17 protein-coding genes are annotated in these 14,720 nt (G+C 62.8%); 1 reads left to right on the top strand and 16 read right to left on the bottom strand.

Going from position 1 to position 14,720, the window contains the following annotated elements; all coding sequences use genetic code 11:
* Positions 1–106: 106 nt before the first annotated feature.
* The 14 genes from virB11 to BM151_RS20715 form a co-directional block, all read right to left on the bottom strand.
* Positions 107–1,084: a P-type DNA transfer ATPase VirB11 gene (gene virB11, locus BM151_RS20780; RefSeq protein WP_090063180.1), complete on the bottom strand. Its 978-nt coding sequence runs from the start codon at positions 1,082–1,084 to the stop codon at positions 107–109.
* A complete protein-coding gene (locus tag BM151_RS20775; protein ID WP_090063177.1) occupies positions 1,084–2,508 on the bottom strand; it encodes a TraB/TrbI/VirB10 family type IV secretion system protein in 1,425 nt (474 codons plus the stop codon). The genes virB11 and BM151_RS20775 overlap by 1 nt, the downstream gene beginning before the upstream one ends.
* Positions 2,509–2,510: 2 nt before the next feature.
* Positions 2,511–3,257, bottom strand: a complete 747-nt coding sequence (locus BM151_RS20770; protein ID WP_090063175.1) for a TrbG/VirB9 family P-type conjugative transfer protein — start codon at positions 3,255–3,257, stop codon at positions 2,511–2,513.
* Position 3,258: 1 nt separating this feature from the next.
* Complete coding sequence (locus tag BM151_RS20765; protein WP_090063172.1) at positions 3,259–3,939, bottom strand: VirB8 family type IV secretion system protein; 681 nt, start codon at positions 3,937–3,939, stop codon at positions 3,259–3,261.
* Between the two features lie 17 nt (positions 3,940–3,956).
* Positions 3,957–4,970, bottom strand: coding sequence for a TrbL/VirB6 family protein (locus tag BM151_RS20760; protein WP_090063169.1), 1,014 nt, complete (start codon positions 4,968–4,970; stop codon positions 3,957–3,959).
* On the bottom strand, positions 4,971–5,396 hold the full coding sequence (locus BM151_RS20755; protein WP_090063166.1) for a hypothetical protein: 426 nt from the start codon (positions 5,394–5,396) through the stop codon (positions 4,971–4,973). It abuts the gene before it with no gap.
* A gap of 8 nt (positions 5,397–5,404) precedes the next feature.
* Positions 5,405–6,172 (bottom strand): type IV secretion system protein, encoded by a 768-nt coding sequence (locus tag BM151_RS20750; RefSeq protein ID WP_090063164.1) that lies wholly within the window; start codon positions 6,170–6,172, stop codon positions 5,405–5,407.
* Complete coding sequence (locus tag BM151_RS20745; protein ID WP_090063162.1) at positions 6,169–7,281, bottom strand: lytic transglycosylase domain-containing protein; 1,113 nt, start codon at positions 7,279–7,281, stop codon at positions 6,169–6,171. Before BM151_RS20745 ends, BM151_RS20750 begins: the two co-directional genes overlap by 4 nt.
* A complete protein-coding gene (locus BM151_RS20740) occupies positions 7,278–7,487 on the bottom strand; it encodes a hypothetical protein (RefSeq protein WP_090063159.1) in 210 nt (69 codons plus the stop codon). Before BM151_RS20740 ends, BM151_RS20745 begins: the two co-directional genes overlap by 4 nt.
* Entirely contained in the window at positions 7,484–9,862 is a 2,379-nt protein-coding gene (locus tag BM151_RS20735; RefSeq protein WP_090063156.1) for a VirB4 family type IV secretion/conjugal transfer ATPase, read from the bottom strand. Before BM151_RS20735 ends, BM151_RS20740 begins: the two co-directional genes overlap by 4 nt.
* Entirely contained in the window at positions 9,852–10,130 is a 279-nt protein-coding gene (locus BM151_RS20730; protein ID WP_090063153.1) for a VirB3 family type IV secretion system protein, read from the bottom strand. Before BM151_RS20730 ends, BM151_RS20735 begins: the two co-directional genes overlap by 11 nt.
* Before the next feature lie 15 nt (positions 10,131–10,145).
* Positions 10,146–10,427 (bottom strand): TrbC/VirB2 family protein, encoded by a 282-nt coding sequence (locus tag BM151_RS20725; protein ID WP_090063150.1) that lies wholly within the window; start codon positions 10,425–10,427, stop codon positions 10,146–10,148.
* 16 nt (positions 10,428–10,443) lie between these two features.
* A complete protein-coding gene (locus tag BM151_RS20720) occupies positions 10,444–11,001 on the bottom strand; it encodes a lytic transglycosylase domain-containing protein (protein WP_090063147.1) in 558 nt (185 codons plus the stop codon).
* Between the two features lie 79 nt (positions 11,002–11,080).
* Positions 11,081–11,395 carry a hypothetical protein gene (locus tag BM151_RS20715; protein ID WP_037210191.1) on the bottom strand — a complete coding sequence of 105 codons (315 nt, stop codon included), beginning with the start codon at positions 11,393–11,395 and terminating at the stop codon, positions 11,081–11,083.
* Positions 11,396–11,539: 144 nt separating this feature from the next.
* Here BM151_RS20715 and BM151_RS20710 point away from each other — a divergent pair, with 144 nt between their 5' ends.
* Positions 11,540–12,118, top strand: a complete 579-nt coding sequence (locus tag BM151_RS20710; protein ID WP_090063143.1) for a hypothetical protein — start codon at positions 11,540–11,542, stop codon at positions 12,116–12,118.
* Between the two features lie 270 nt (positions 12,119–12,388).
* Here BM151_RS20710 and BM151_RS20700 read toward each other — a convergent pair whose 3' ends face one another.
* Entirely contained in the window at positions 12,389–12,559 is a 171-nt protein-coding gene (locus BM151_RS20700; RefSeq protein WP_245781278.1) for a helix-turn-helix transcriptional regulator, read from the bottom strand.
* 915 nt (positions 12,560–13,474) lie between these two features.
* Entirely contained in the window at positions 13,475–14,716 is a 1,242-nt protein-coding gene (locus BM151_RS20690; protein WP_090063135.1) for a cytochrome P450, read from the bottom strand.
* Positions 14,717–14,720 lie beyond the last annotated feature (4 nt).

Below are 14,720 nucleotides of genomic sequence, written 5' to 3'. Positions count from 1 at the left end.
TGAGCCAAGTTCAGCGCAATCTGAATGTCGGTTTCTGCCATAGTGGCTTTATCAACTCGCAAGAGCAGAAAAGTCTGCGCCTCTCCCGCCCTGTCGAATTTCGTCGTCAGCCCGGCAGATAAAACTCCGTGATCCCCCGCTTCCCTTCGGCCCGCCCGAGCTGGACGATCACATCGATGGATTTCCGTATGTACTCACGCACCTCGGCGAAGGTCAGCGGTGTGCCTGCTTGGAGAACCATAATCGCCAGTCGATCGATTGCCAGTTCAGCTGTCTCGGCGTGGATCGTCGAGACAGATCCACCATGGCCGGTATTGATGGCTTCGAGATAGGTCAGGGCCTCGGCCCCGCGCAGCTCGCCGACAATGATCCGGTCGGGGCGCATACGGAGGGAGGCCTGAAGGAGGGCGTTGGCGCCGCGTTGCGATCCGGCCCCGCGGTCGGCCAGGAGGGCGACGGTGTTCGGCTGGCCGGGGAAGAGTTCGAAAGCGTCTTCGATGGTGATCAGCCGCTCGTGCTCGCTCACATGGGTCAGGAGATGGCGGGCGAAGGTGGTCTTGCCGGTCGAGGTGCCGCCGCTGATGAGGACGTTGAGCCGCGCCTCGACCAGGGTTTGCAGCGCGGCCTCAAGGTTCTCTTCGGCGAGGGAGGCGATGTTTTTCATCTTCTCAGCGCGGAGCGCGTCGAGCGAGACGGCCTTGCCGAAGAGATAGGCGGGGGCGTAATCCCGGACGCTGCCCGAGGCGAAGAGGCGGATGGTGATCGAGGCACCTCGATCGATGGCGGGCGGTACGGCGACCTGGACCCGGAGGGGGCGGCCCGAATATTCCACCTTGCCGGACACGAGGGGGTTCTTTTCAGAGACGCGGGCCTTGGCGTCGCCGACGATGGTCTGGGCCATGTTGAGGGCGGTGGTTCGGTCCACGGTCTGGCCTTCATGGCGCATGGTGGCGTCGCCTGCGACCTCGATCCAGACCTTGCCGTCCGGATTGATCGCGATTTCGACCACGTCATCGCGTCTCAGAAGGTCGCGGAACGGGTCGAGATAACGCTCGAGGTAGGAGGCTGGCGACGCCTGATCCATCAGTAAATCACCACATCCCGGTCAACGAGCACGGTGACCGCGGCCCCCTGATCGACATAGATCGTCGGGGCGATCGAGATCTGGTCGGCGATCACCGATCCGACCGCATCCTGCAGGTCGCTGCCGACATCGCCCAGAACAATGCTCGTGGTCTCATTGTTGGCACTCTCCGCCGCCACGGCCGGTGCCGCCCCGATCACGGAAATCAGTGCCGCCCCGCCGAAGCGCTCGGCGAACTTGGTGTCGACAAGACCTGTCAGGCCGGAGCGGCCTAGCTGGTCCCCGCCCACGGCGGCGATTTCCATCGAGGTGCCGTCTGGGGTCAGGACGCGGGTCCAGACAATCAGGATGCGTTTCTGATGCATCTCGATGCCGGAGCGGTATTGGCCAAAAAGACGAGAGCCCCGGGGGATCAGGATCCGGTCCCCGGAAAACGCCTGGACCGGCTCAGAGACGACCGCGACCACGGAGCCCGGCAGATCGCTGTTGATGGCAGTCTGGAGCGCGGCCTGGATGACGGACCCTTGCGTCAGCGTGCGTTCGGGATGGGTGAGCCGGGCGGCCTCCTGCACTTCGAGCGGGCGCGCACTCTGCAGGAACTGCTCATTGCCCGAGAGCACCGGCCCCCCGGTGCCAGCGGCCGCCGGATCGGCGACCGCCGCGCCACTTTGGCCACCGCGCGGACCGTCGGCATAGACCACGGCGGGGGATTTGATCTGCGCGGTCAGAAGCTCCTCGGCGACCCGCTGGGCCTCGCGCTGGCGCTGTTCCTCTTCCTGCCGGCGGCGTTCTTCGAGAAGGCGCTGATCGGCGATCAACCCTTCGCGGTTCAGCTCTGCTTCAAGCCCCTCGCGCTGTGCGCGCTCGGCATCGAGCATGGCTTGCAGCCCTTCGATGCGGGTTTCGGTCTGGCGCTGCAGATTGGCAAGCTCGGCCTCCTTTTCGGCCAGTGTGGCTTCGAGTGCTGCCTTCTGGTCGTCGAAGGCGTCGCGCAGGTCCGCGACGGCGACCTGGATTTCTGAGTTGCGGGCGGCCTGGCTGGCGGCAAGGGCTTCGCGGAGCTTGGCGATCTCGGCCAGCACCTCGGCGCTTGGCTCGGGGGCAGGGGCCGCTGGCACGTCTAGCGCCTCCTCGACGGCAATCAGTGCGTCGTTCACCCGTTGCTCGGTTTCGTCGGGCGGGAACTCCAGTCGCCCGCCGGTGCCGGGGCGGCGGTCCTGGAAGGTCTCGACATCGGAGGTTTCAAGCGCGCTGTCGCCTTCCTGCAAGCCGGTGGCCAGGAAATACGCGACCCCGGCACCGCCAAGGGCGAGGGCGGCAGCGAGGGCACCAACCCCGAGGCTGTTGCTGCGGCGTTTGGATTTGCCGCGCTGGCTGAATTGATCGAGGCGGTCCTGGAGATCGGGAGGGGTTTGATCAGCCATGGTCAGTTGCTCACATAGATCGCGCTTTCGTCGCGCCAGGCGCAGATCGCCTCGTCGCCGATGCGCAGTGTCCAGTAGGTGTTTACCCCGAGCACGCGGACGGTGTTTCCTGCCTGCGTCCAGTTCACGGTGCGCTCACGGCCCTGGTCATCGGCCTTGAACAGGGCGGGCTGACGGGTGTTCTCCGGGAAAACGAAATACGTATAGCGCCCGTCGTCGTAGATATGGCTTGGTCGGAAGTCGCCCTCGCCCGAGACGCGGTAGTTGTAATTGCGCGGCGCTTCAAACCCTTTCGGCTGGGTTGCACCTGCCGCGCGGGGTTCCTTGTCAGGGTAGCGGAAGCGAACCTCGAAGAACATGCCGGTGCGGTTCGGGATCGAGCCTTCGCGCAAATGGAAGGAATAGGTGCGTCGGTTGGTGATCACCGTCATGTTGGTCGAGGCCTGCGCCACATGCGGTTTGATCGTCAGCACGTTGCCGAGCTCGGGGAGCGGATCGACCTGGAAACTTTCGGTGTCGCCGACAATTACCGCCTCAAAGCGCTCGCCCGCCCCGAAATGGATCGTGGTCGAATGCCGAAGATCGGTCTCGATCCGGTAGACCTGGTTCTCATTGTAGACGGCGGTGCGGATGCGGATGTCGAGCGGACCACCTTGCGGCGTGGCCTCGGCGCTTGCGGCAACAGGAAGGGCAAGCGCCAGAAGAAGCGTGGTGCGAACCGTGGTGAGGAGCGCGGGCAGGGATTTCATGTCAGTTCTCCAGGGTCTCGGCGTCGACGCGGTAGGAGGTCACCACGAAGCCCAAGGGGTTGGCCCAGACGTCCTGAAGGCGCTGGCGGGTTTCAGGTTGGAAGTCGTAGCCGACGGTGGCGACGTAAGACCGGGTCACGGTGCGGGTGTCGCGGGGACGGCGCAGCGTGCGGGTGAAGCGGACCTGGGCCACGCCACGCTCGATCTGGTTCACGGACTTGATGACCACCTCGATCTTGGCGTCACGCCCATAGACGGTGATCGGGTAGTCCTCGTTGGTGGAGGACCAAAGATCGCGCAAAGTGCGGGCGGCGTCGCCGTCGGAGCGGTCCAGCACCGAGTTTATTCGCTGCTCGCCATCGGTCAGGTCATAGGTTTCGCGGTCATCGACGTAGGCCACGAGATTGGCCTGAATGATGGCGTCGCTCTCGGCAAGGGTCAGCGCCTGGACAGCGGCGACCCGGTCCATCTCGCCAGTCTCCTTGTCGACCACGACCACAAAGGTCTCGGTCGATTTGAGCGGAAAGAGGCTCGCGCCCGCGACTATGCCAGCCACGCCGACCAGCACGCCTGCCGCCGCGACGAACCAGGCGAAGCGCTCGCGCCGCCGTGGCCCGTAGATGAAATCCGCCTCAAACGCGTCGCGGTCAGGCGCGGGAGAACTGGTCACAAGCTTCTTCAAAGTGGTCGTCTTTCACATCAGGGTTTGCGGAAGGCCTTGGCGGCAGAGAGGAGCGCGCCGGGGCTTTGGCGGATCATCTCGCCGGTCTTCACCACGCCCGCATTGGCCATCTGGTTCAGCTCCTGCGGAGACTTGCCGGTGACGAGGCGGGAGGTTGTGCCCGTGCCATACTGACGCGTGTTCACGAAACCCTGCCGCGCGAGGCCGGTCAGACCCACGGCATTGGACGCAATGCCGACGACGCCGGTGAGGTTGGAGGCGATGTAGGGGACCGAGGCCATGATACCGGCGCTAAGGATCAGGATGACGAGGAAGGGCAGGATGAGGCTGACGGTTTCGACGTCACCGGGATCGGCGGAGGCGTCGCCGATGGCCTCGGCGATCGCCACGATGATGCCCGCGGCCCCGGCGGCGGCGACCGGCATGAGCGCATAGCCGATGGTGGCGCGGGTCCAGGCCTCGAAGAGGGACTGGGTCGGCTTGAAGAGCGAGGTCACGATCATGAAGGGGGCGATCACGATCATCAGCGCGAAGACGATGCGGGCGAAAGCGATGATCCCGGCGGTGACGGCGGCAAAGACGGCGGAAAGGACGAAGAAGATCGCGCCCAGGACCGCGCCAAAAACCCAACCCGCGCGGTCGCCGATCGTGTCACCATAGGCGGTGATGCGGGCGACCATGTTGTCGAGGCTCTCATAGACCCCAGCCTCGTCACCCGAGCCGGTGAGCGCCAGGATCGAGGCGCCGACGGAGTCGGGCACCTGCGTGACGATGTTATAGATGACGCTGAAATTGTCCCAGCTCTGCGCAAAGATCCCCACGAGCGCGATCTTCATGCCGAAGGCAAAGCCGGTGCCGAAGGGCAGGGGGCGGAGTTGCATCACCGCATTGATCCCGAGAAGCACGACGAGGAGCGCGGCACCGGCGGAGATCACGTCGCCGACGGCGCCCGCCGAGGAGACAAAGCCGTCCTGCGCCACGGTATCCACCGCGGCGTCGACCTGGCTCAGGATGTCGCGAATAACGCCCATCTACTCGGCACAAGCCTCCAAAACTTGCGCCTCGTGCGCGTCGGCCTGCGCGTAGAGATCGAGTACCTTGAAGGGGAGGCGTGGGTTGTTCGAGGTCTGAAACCGGGACAGGGCGTCAAGTGCCTGATCCCAGGTGAACTGATCCAGCTGGCAGGTACAGCTCTCCGAGGCGAGCGCCTCTTCAGCGATCAGGATGCGCAGGATCGCGCGGTAGCCATTGCGCAGATAGGCGGTCTCGGCCAGATCGGCGGGTGGTTTCGGAACACGGCATTCATCCGTTTGATCCCGCGCGATCGCCATCGAGTTGAAGGGCGTGTCGCCTAACGGATCTGTGCTCGGTGTCTGCGCCAACGCAGCATTGGGCAGGGTACAGAGGACTATCGCTGCGAGGCCAAGAGACTGAATTGGTCCAAAGCTGAGTGTCATGGTTTGCCTCATGGGTCCACCGCCATGGACCGGAACTTGCGCTCATCCGCGAGGGTCGCGGCGTCGATGACCCCAAGCTGGCCGGCGCTGACCCCTTGCGCCGCTTCCAGCCGCCAGATCTGGGTCAGGATGATGCCGAGCTCGGCGGTGACGCGGGTGTTGAGATCGACGGCGGCTTTCAAGCCATCTTGATCGTCGATGAGCTCGACCATGGTCTCGAGCCGCTCGAGGCTTTGGCCCGCCTCTTCGTGGCTTTCCTGCGCCGCGACCGAGAGCATGGCGCTGGCCCCGGCTGAGGTGGCGATGCGGTTGTCGGCGGGCTGATCGGAGCCTGAGAGCGTGCTCAGGCGCTCCGAAGTAAACCCGCTGCCCGAGAGCACCCGCTCGACCGAGGCCGAGAGTTCTGCGCCGGGATTGAACCCGCTCAGGAAATCACCGCTGGCCAAGGACTCTGCGGTGTTGAGGGGAGCTACGAGCTTGCCGCGCAGCGCGCGGAATTCTTCGACAGTGGCAAAGAGTTCTCCGAGCCCGCTGCCCTCAATGAGCGAGGTCAGTTGCGCCTCGAGGTTCGTAAGCTGCGACAGTTGGGTTTCCAGTTCCAGCCGCATGGTAGCGAGTTGTTGCATCTGGACGTTCAGATCCTCGGCCATGTGCTCGAGCTGGGCCACGAGCTGGCCAAGCTGCGAGCCATCGAACGTTGGTACGCCCTGGGCCGTTGCGGGTGAGGAAAACCCGAGCCCGACAATGGCTGCAGACGTCAAAAGAAACTGTCTCATTCGGGAACTCCCATCTGCATGAAGTCGCGCTCGGCCAGCCGGTCGGCGACGAGGTGCTGCGCATAGGCCGCCTCGCGCTGCTGGTTGGCGGCCATCAGCCGGACACGAAGGTTGAGGATGCGGCCGATCTCGGCCTTGGCGTAGGTGTTGAGCTCCCAGGCCGCCTTGGCCTTGGGCTGCGCGTCGATCTGCAGGATGATCGCGCGCAACCGGTTGATGACCTGTTCGGTGGTCGCCGAACTGTCAGCCGCGTAATAGACGCCCGCCTCGGAGATGCTGGCATATTCGGCCAGCGCAAAATCCGAGGGGGAGAGCGTCCCGAGCGCGTCGGCGCCGCCTACCACGGCCAGGTATTCGTTGTAGAACTTGGAGATGTTGCGCACGTAGCCTTGCGTCTCGGCAAAGGGCGGAACGCCGCCATATTCGATGACCCGGCCGGGGCCAGCGTTATAGGCCGCGAGCGCATGAGGGATGTTGCCGAAGCGATTGAGCTGGGTGGTGATGTAACGCGCGCCGCCGCGCAGGTTGTCTTTCGGGTCGTATCGGTCGACTCCAAGATCGGAGGCGGTGCCGGGCATGAGCTGGGTGAGCCCATAGGCGCCAACCGGGCTCGAGATCGAAACATTGAACCGGCTCTCCTGCTTGATCAGCGCCTGGAAGAGGCAGCGCCACTGGGTGGCCGAGAGACCGGCGCGGGCCACGCCGGGCGCGCCCGCGAACTCGCCCGCGACTTCGACGATCATCATCTCGACCGTCTCGCGGCCTTCGCCGAAGAGGCGGCTGTTCATCGGGCTCGGATCGGTGTTGGGATAGACTGCCGCCACTCCGAAATCCGCGTTCCCTTCGAGCGCGCGGATGTCGAAGCCGGGGCCGGTGATGGCCGCCGTCATCTCCTCGAGGACGCGCAGCTGGTCGGCCTGCACATCTGCCAGCGTGGACTCGGTCCGATCCTTGTCCTGCTGGACGCCCAGATCCTCGGCGAGCGCTGTCACCCGTGCGATGGCGCGGCCGATGGCGGAATTGTCCTGTGTCGGCACGCCTTGGGCATGCGCGGCCAGGGTACCGAGGCCGAGGCAGATTCCGGCGGATATGATCGCGGCGCGGCTCATTCCGGACGGGGCAGGGGCTCGAAATTGCAGTCGGGCTTGACCGCCTGCTGCACCGGAGCGCCCATGTTCGAGAAAGAGAGGGCGGAGCGTGTCACCTGCGGCTCGCCATTGCGCCCGAAGCAGGGCGAGGTTTTCTCGGTGTATGTCTCGCAAGCGGCCAGAAGGCTAGCGGCTGCGCAAAGCGCGAGGAGGAGTTTCGAACTCATATCACATGTCTCCAGAAGTCGGGATTGGCGCGCCAATCGGCGGGTAGGCGGGCCTCGCCGGTGGCGCCGCCGCCAAGGATGGGAAGAAGGTCGCCCAAGGCGGAGAGGTCCGCATCGACGAAGACGCTGTCGCCGGCCGAGCGCACAAGCGCGATGCGCTGGCCGATGGTGGGCTGGACAAGAAGTGCCGCTTCCTTGGCGTTCACGCGCAGGAAGTCGTAATCCGAGACGGTGGCGCGGTCGTTCGGGAAGAGGATCTGGGTCGGCACCGTCTCGACGATAGTCTTACCGACGCGGCTGTCCCGCAGCTGGCTCGGATATTGCGTCATCATGATCACGACGCAGTTCATCTTCCGAAGCGTCACCAGCCAGTTCTCGAGCCGCGCCCCGAAATACGGATCGTCCAAGAGCTTCCAGGCCTCGTCGAGGACGATGATGGTGGGGCGGCGATCCTCGACCACGCGTTCGATCTGGCGGAAAATGTAGGAGAGTACGGCCATCCGTTCGGTGGTCATGTCGAGGATCTCGGTCATGTCAAACCCGACGATATCGCCCGAGAGCGTGAGTCCCGCGCCGCGCTCGGGCTCGTCAAAGACCCAGCCGTAGCGACCGCCGGGCGCCCATTCGGCAACACGGGACTGCAGCTCGCCATCATCGTCAAGTGACTGGAACAGGGTCTCGAAACTGGCAAAGCGTTGTAGGGCTGCGCCCGCATCGGCGTTCTGGCCGACCGCGCTCTGGATGTGGCGGGATTGCTCGCCCGTGAGGGTTCCGTTGCGTGTGAGCAGCGTCGCCAGCCAGTCCGATAGCCAGGCGCGGCCGCGCTCGTCGGTCTCTGTGGCGAGCGGGTTGAGGCCCGTCGGCACACCCGCGCGGATTTCGTTGTACCGGCCACCAAGGGCGCGCACGGCCATCTCAAGCCCGCGATCCTTATCGAAGAAAAAGAGCCGCGCGCCGACCCGCTGCGCTTGGGCTGCGAGGAAAGCGGTGGTCAGCGTCTTGCCGGTGCCGGTGCGTCCCAACACCAGCGTATGGCCAACGGTCGGTTCCTTGCCGGGGCTGCCCGCCTCGTGAAAATTGAAGCGATAACCAGAAGTGCCGACCGTGGGCAGGACCGAAATGGTCTGACCCCAAGGCGACTGATCCGGCCCGCGCCCTTCGACGCTGCCGTGAAGGGCCGCGAAGTCCGCGAAGTTGATTGAGGAGATCGGCGTCTTCCGCGCGCGGTAGCCAAAGTTGCCGGGGGATTGCGCGAAGTAGGTGGCTTTCAGCGCCATGCTCTCGCGCACGATCACGGACATAATCTCCTGACCCACACGCTTGATCTGGGCGGCAGCACGCTCGAGCGTGTCACGGTCTGGCGCATAGACGGCGATCGAGAGGTGATGGTCGCCAAAGGCAATGCGGCCCGCTTCCTGGTCGTCGGCCGCTTGTCCAAGCTGTTCCCGCAATGAGACAGCGGCATCGTCGGAGGCATGCATCTGGCGGATGATCCGCTGGATGCGTTCGGCCATGATGTTGTTCGGGATCGGACTGAAGGAGTTCGTCAGAACGATGTCGAGCGGCAGGTCGAGCGCATCGAGCAGCGTGACGTCCGTGAGGGCCGGATAGGTCTTCATCGAGAAGAGCGCGCCGTATTTGACCCGACGGGTCACGGCGTCGGTCAGGGTGACGACGTCGCCGTCGAAGGTGGCGCGGCAGTTGCTCAGTGTGTGAGAAAGGGGCAGGGCGCTTTGCCCGAAGGCGATCGGGGAGAATGCCCCAGCGTTCAGCGTATTGAGGTATCCCAGCCACTCCCCGCCTGCCTTCGTGAGTCTCACGGGATTGGCCGAGGCAAGCGCCACCTCGAAGAAGCCCATGACCTCATTCAGCTCCTGCATCCGCGTGGCGCGGTCCTTGACCCAGGCCTTACGCGCGAGGGCGCGCAGGAGGGGGATGCGCGCCGAGATGTCGGGGCGCCGGATGACGCTGAGATAGAGCTGGCGCTTCGCCGGGCGCAGGTCTTTGACATGGGCCTGCCAGCGGGCATCGATCGCGGCGGCGAAGCTGTCCCCCTCGATCGGGCGCATCCCGAGATCCTGCGGCACGGAGATCCGGTGGATGTAGAAGCCGAAGGTGTTGCCGGTTTGGGCGACGATGGCCGCGACCGCCCGTTTGAGCGCGTCAAGCCGGGCATCCTCTGTGGTCATCGGGTTCAGACCATCAAGGCGCAGGGTCGCCATCAGGTCGCCCTCGCGCAGCACCATGACATCGTCATCGGCGAGGGCAAAATACGGCAGGTGTTCGGCGAGGTAGCTCTCCCGCGCGAACTCCCCGCCGCCGGCCTGAAGCAGAGCGGTTCCGTGGGTGGAAAGTGTGCCTGCGTCAAGCGCCATAGCTGTCGCCTCCGTGCAAGGCCCGGTTCTTCGTCGGGCGGACTGAGCCGTAGGAGACCCGCAGCACCTCGAAGAAATGCGGCTCGCGGTCGGCGACGAACCAGAGGATCGGATAGGCAACGAGACCGATCAGGAAGAAGACCATCGACTTGGTCCAGATGAACGGCAGAACGACCCCTGTCGCCAGCACCACGAGGTATCCGACAGGGAGACCCAGATATTTGGGCGGACGGGCGAGGCCCAGAAAGAGGGGGGATCGTTCTGCCAACTCTACGCTCCAGCCTCAGGCGAAGCCTGCAACGATGGTGTTCGCCGAGAAGATCAGCACGATCCCGATGATGACCGAGGCGAACCAGCCCCAGTTGAGCCGTCCCATCATGCACATGAAGCCGGTTCCGATGACAGCGAGCGTGGCGACAGCGATCCCGATGGGGCCGGTCAGTGCGGCCTCGACGGTTTCCAGCATGGTCTGGATCGGCGACAAGTCCTGCGCGAGAGCGGGCGTCGTGAAGACCGTCAAGGTAGTGGCGGTAAGCAAGAGGCGGCTGAGGCGATGTCTGAGCATGCGAGGTTTCCTTGATTTACGGGAGAGCTAAGAGGACCGGTGCGCGCCTTGGCACGCGGGATGCGACACGGGTGTCTGGCTTGGCGACAGGCATGCCCGCCAGCCGAGACCGGGTCTGGTGGATGCGCGCGATGTAGTCACGCGTCTCGGTGAAGGGCGGGATGCCGGAATATTCGACCACGCGGTGTGGCCCGGCATTGTAGGCCGCGAGCGCAAGGTCGGTATCCTTGAACGTGGCCAGTTGTGCGAGCAGATAGCGCGCTGCGCCGTCGAGGTTTTGGGAGGGGTTGTGCGGATCGACCCCGAGCGCGCGGGCCGTGTCGGGCATGAGTTGGCCCAGGCCATAGGCCCCCTTCGGGCTCAGGGCGGTCGGGTTATAGCTGCTTTCGGCCTCGACAAGGGCGCGGAACAGGACCTGCCAGTCGCTCGCATCAAGGCCGGCAAGGTGCAGGGCGCGATTGCCCTTGTGGCGATCGGCGGTGGTGCGGATCAGGGAGAGAATGTCGTCGCGACCGGACGGGGAAGTGGCATCCCGCGAGGCCAGAACAACCCCCGCGTCAGCGGAACTATCCAATCCTGCCCAAGCAGGCCGCTCGCCATGAAATGTCCAACCGGACGTTCGAGCCGTGCCGTCGCGGCCGAAGGCGATGACGTCAGCCGCGCTCCTCGAGGGTGATGCTGTAGTCAGGACCAAAGCGCAGATCGCGCCCGTCACCGAACTCGAGATGATGTTTGAAGAGCCCCGGCCATATGTTGAAATACCGCGGCTCGGGCCCGTGCGGGGTGATCCGGGTCGAGACCAAAATGGCTTCCGGCTCGCCGATCCGCAGGTAGATGCACTGGTAGCGCGGCTTGCCATCGTCCGTGAATCCCACGAGTTCATACCGGCAGCGGAACGCGATGCCCTTCTCAGACAAGTCTTTGACACCATCGATGGTGATCAGGATCTGGTTGCGCGCTATCGGCATGTTCGGACTCTCCCCATGAGAGCCCTTCTACTTCACGACACTAGGGCCATAAAGTCATATGGAGTCAATACGACATATTGCAGAAAAATACATATTGCGCGATAGTCTGCGCAACTTTTGCGCGAAACAAGGCTGGTGAGCGACATGAAGCGGCAAGTGATGGCAGCAGCAATGGGGATGATGGCGGCCATTGGCATCCCGGAGAAGACGCAGGCCTATGACATCGACTGCGCCATTATGCTCTGCATGGCAGGTGGTTTCCCCCCGAGCGCTGTCTGCGCGCGTGCATACAGTACCATGATCCGCCGCATTACGCCTTGGCCGAGCCTGCCGCCCTTCGGGGTTTGCACATTCGCCCATGTGCCGGTTGAGTTGGGCGGGCCCGGCGGAGAAGGCGAGCTCGACACTAACCTGCCGGAATACGAATGGCTGAACCGCACTCATGTGATCTGGTTCACCGGCAGTTCCTATGACACCAATGAGGATGGCCGCGTCTGGAGTTGGTCCGTGAAATCGTGCGACCGGGAGAACCGAACCTGTACCTATATCCAGCGCGCGCGACGAGAAAGCCGGTCATGGCCTGACAGTTTCGTCTCCCAAAGTGGCCAAGTGATCGAGTTGCCTACGAGGCGACGCTCAGGTGAATTCTCGATGCGTAGCATCATGGTCGAATACGGCGACTATGAGGGCAACATGGGCCACTCGGAGTGGTTTGCTTATTGATCCCTCTCATCAGGATTGCTGAGGGAAAAAGGGCGGATGCAAATGGCTGACGGGTCATATTGGTCAGGGTCAATATGCCAGAGACGGCTGGTCGTGCCATCGTTCCAACGGTAGTCCGTGAAGACATGAACCTCCTGTGTTCCGTCTTGTACGAAACCTTCTTGAAACGGCCGCCCGATCTTTCTCTTACTCATTGAACTCTTAACGCTCCTATTAACTACCTAATGGGATGCTCCGATTGGGATCGCACCAAAGGCTGGCAAATAGGGGCTAGCGTTTTGCAAAAAGCTCGGCGGGGTCGACGTTCAGCGCTCGGGCGATGCGTTCGAGAAGGTCGAGGGAGGCGGCGAACTTGGCATTCTCGACCTTGCCCATATGGCCACGGCTCACATCTGCCCGATGAGCAAGTTCCTCCTGGCTGAGGCCGCGGGCGCGTCTCATATCCTGGATGTTCAGTGCTACACGATTCCGCAAGTTCATGCCGTTGAGACGGACACGATGCGTGAAATACCACCACGCGATATATGTTACATTCGGAGGTGTGAAGTGGAAATCTTGGAACGGCGCGAGATCGCCGTAATGGGATGCCTGCCAATACGCAGGTCACGGAATTATCCGTTTCACAAACATTAGGGGCCGTTTAATTAATCTTTCGGAAAAAGCGGCACCGGCAATACCGGTGCCGCCAGTCGGTCGTCCACAGGGAGGTGGTAGAGGACGAATTCTACAGGGAAAATGGAATGTGCCGCTGAGGTCCTCAACGCCAAAAGCCTCATGCTCGCCAACGATTTTCTGAACATAGCTGTCAACGTAGGCCTGTCCGCTGGCTGAAACCATGACAAGGCAGGTCGCCTCGAACAGCATTTGACCACATCCCAGGGGCGGTTGGCCGCTGCCCGCAGGCGGCAGCCTGAAATGCGCGACAGCCTCGGGACAATTCTGAAAGAAGCGTTCGAAAACGGCAGAGGTCCAATCGACGCAATGAGAGGCCGCAGCTTCGAATATTTCCTCGACCAGGAGGGCGTCGTCCTGCCCTGCATTGTCCTGTCCCACGCTGTCGATGGGACATTCGTCCCGGAGGGCGGAGGATTTTGGGTCCGGTCTGAGAATGTCATTGGGGACTCGATCGTGGTGCGGAGGGAAACATGGCGCGGAGGGAGCGGGTTTTCGATCAACTCTGCGCTACCGCCTTTCGCCATTCACCTGAGGCGCGGCGGGTTTGCAAAAGGACCACGACATCCCGCGCGACATCCCGATCGTGTACTGCGTTTCGCGAAAATCCGTCTTTCTGGCTTTTCGTGAAACGCTTTCGAAAGAACAGCCCGGCATATGTCCCGGGCTGTTCATGCACAAGCTTTACGCTGCGCGCACAATGGCCTTGAGGCTGTCGATGCCAACCACAAAGTTGGAAAAACGACGCTCAGGTTCGCCTGTGGTTTCGATAACCCAGCCGCGTTTGAGAATTTCTTCCCACAGGATGCGCAGTTGCATTTCTGCCATCCGGTTGCCGAGGCAACGGTGGATGCCAAAGCCGAAAGACACGTGCTGACGCGGGTTCTTGCGATCGATCTTGAAGGTGTAGGGATCTTCGATCACATCCTCGTCGCGGTTGCCGGAGCAATACCACATGATGACCTTGTCGCCCTTCTTGATCTGTTGCCCCTTGAACTCGATGTCCTGCATCGCGGTGCGGCGCATATGGGCCACCGGGGTCACCCAACGGATGATTTCCGGCACCATGCTGTCCACCAACTCGGGGTTCTCACGCAGCTTTTTATATTCCTCGGGGAATTTGTTGAGCGCATCGAGACCGCCGGAGATCGAGTTCCGTGTGGTGTCGTTGCCGCCCACCATCAACAGAACCAACATGCCGACGAATTGCTGCGGCTCCATGCTGGCGGTTTCCTGCGAATGGGCCAGCATCGAGATCAGATCGTTTTGCGGCGGCATGGCGGAGCGTTCGGCGAACATTTCCTTGAACTTCTTGATCATCGGCGCCAGGGCTTCGAGCTTCTTGTACTCGTCCGTGATCTCGGTGCCCGCGTCCACATCGGTGTTGACGATGTCGGACCATGTTGTGAGGTCCAGCCGTTCTTCGACCGGAAAATCCATCAGCGCACAAAGCACACGCCCCGTGACCTCGACCGAAACGCGTTCGACCCAGTCGATCTCTTCGTTGATTGGCAGATCGTCGAGAACCAGGTTGACGATGTCGCGGACCCTTTTCTCCATGTCATGGAGATTGGTGGGGGACACGATCGGGTTCACCACCTTGCGCTGAACATCATGCTCGGGCGGATCGGCGGTCATGAAGCTTTTGCGGATCGTGTCCTTGGGCTGCTCCTTGATCCAGATGCCGCCATAGGCCGCGTCCGAGGAAAAGATCTTCGGCTGGGCTTCGACTTCGATGATGTCTTTGTATTTCGAAATCGACCAGAAGGGGCCGTATTGGGTGCTCTCGTGGAAATAGACCGGGGCCTCTTCGCGCAGACGATCGAACACTTCGAAATGCTCGCCCGTTTGAAACCGGGTTTGCACCGAAGGGTCGATGTCTGACAGCGGCAGGTCGCTAAGAGTGGTTTGTTTCAGGGCGGTCATGGGA

Source organism: Celeribacter neptunius, from assembly GCF_900113955.1.
GTDB lineage: Bacteria > Pseudomonadota > Alphaproteobacteria > Rhodobacterales > Rhodobacteraceae > Celeribacter > Celeribacter neptunius.
Note: the sequence above shows the minus strand (reverse complement) of the source record. Positions and strands in the feature narration are given on the sequence as shown.

Bases quoted from the DNA above. Each gene is read 5' to 3' on its own strand.
- BM151_RS20745 (WP_090063162.1), bottom strand. From the start codon at position 7,281: ATGAGCCGCGCCGCGATCATATCCGCCGGAATCTGCCTCGGCCTCGGT.
- BM151_RS20715 (WP_037210191.1), bottom strand. From the start codon at position 11,395: ATGCCGATAGCGCGCAACCAGATCCTGATCACCATCGATGGTGTCAAA.
- BM151_RS20750 (WP_090063164.1), bottom strand. From the start codon at position 6,172: ATGAGACAGTTTCTTTTGACGTCTGCAGCCATTGTCGGGCTCGGGTTT.
- BM151_RS20760 (WP_090063169.1), bottom strand. From the start codon at position 4,970: ATGGGCGTTATTCGCGACATCCTGAGCCAGGTCGACGCCGCGGTGGAT.
- BM151_RS20735 (WP_090063156.1), bottom strand. From the start codon at position 9,862: ATGGCGCTTGACGCAGGCACACTTTCCACCCACGGAACCGCTCTGCTT.
- virB11 (WP_090063180.1), bottom strand. From the start codon at position 1,084: ATGGATCAGGCGTCGCCAGCCTCCTACCTCGAGCGTTATCTCGACCCG.
- BM151_RS20710 (WP_090063143.1), top strand. From the start codon at position 11,540: ATGAAGCGGCAAGTGATGGCAGCAGCAATGGGGATGATGGCGGCCATT.
- BM151_RS20700 (WP_245781278.1), bottom strand. From the start codon at position 12,559: ATGAGACGCGCCCGCGGCCTCAGCCAGGAGGAACTTGCTCATCGGGCA.
- BM151_RS20690 (WP_090063135.1), bottom strand. From the start codon at position 14,716: ATGACCGCCCTGAAACAAACCACTCTTAGCGACCTGCCGCTGTCAGAC.
- BM151_RS20775 (WP_090063177.1), bottom strand. From the start codon at position 2,508: ATGGCTGATCAAACCCCTCCCGATCTCCAGGACCGCCTCGATCAATTC.
- BM151_RS20770 (WP_090063175.1), bottom strand. From the start codon at position 3,257: ATGAAATCCCTGCCCGCGCTCCTCACCACGGTTCGCACCACGCTTCTT.
- BM151_RS20725 (WP_090063150.1), bottom strand. From the start codon at position 10,427: ATGCTCAGACATCGCCTCAGCCGCCTCTTGCTTACCGCCACTACCTTG.
- BM151_RS20740 (WP_090063159.1), bottom strand. From the start codon at position 7,487: ATGAGTTCGAAACTCCTCCTCGCGCTTTGCGCAGCCGCTAGCCTTCTG.
- BM151_RS20755 (WP_090063166.1), bottom strand. From the start codon at position 5,396: ATGACACTCAGCTTTGGACCAATTCAGTCTCTTGGCCTCGCAGCGATA.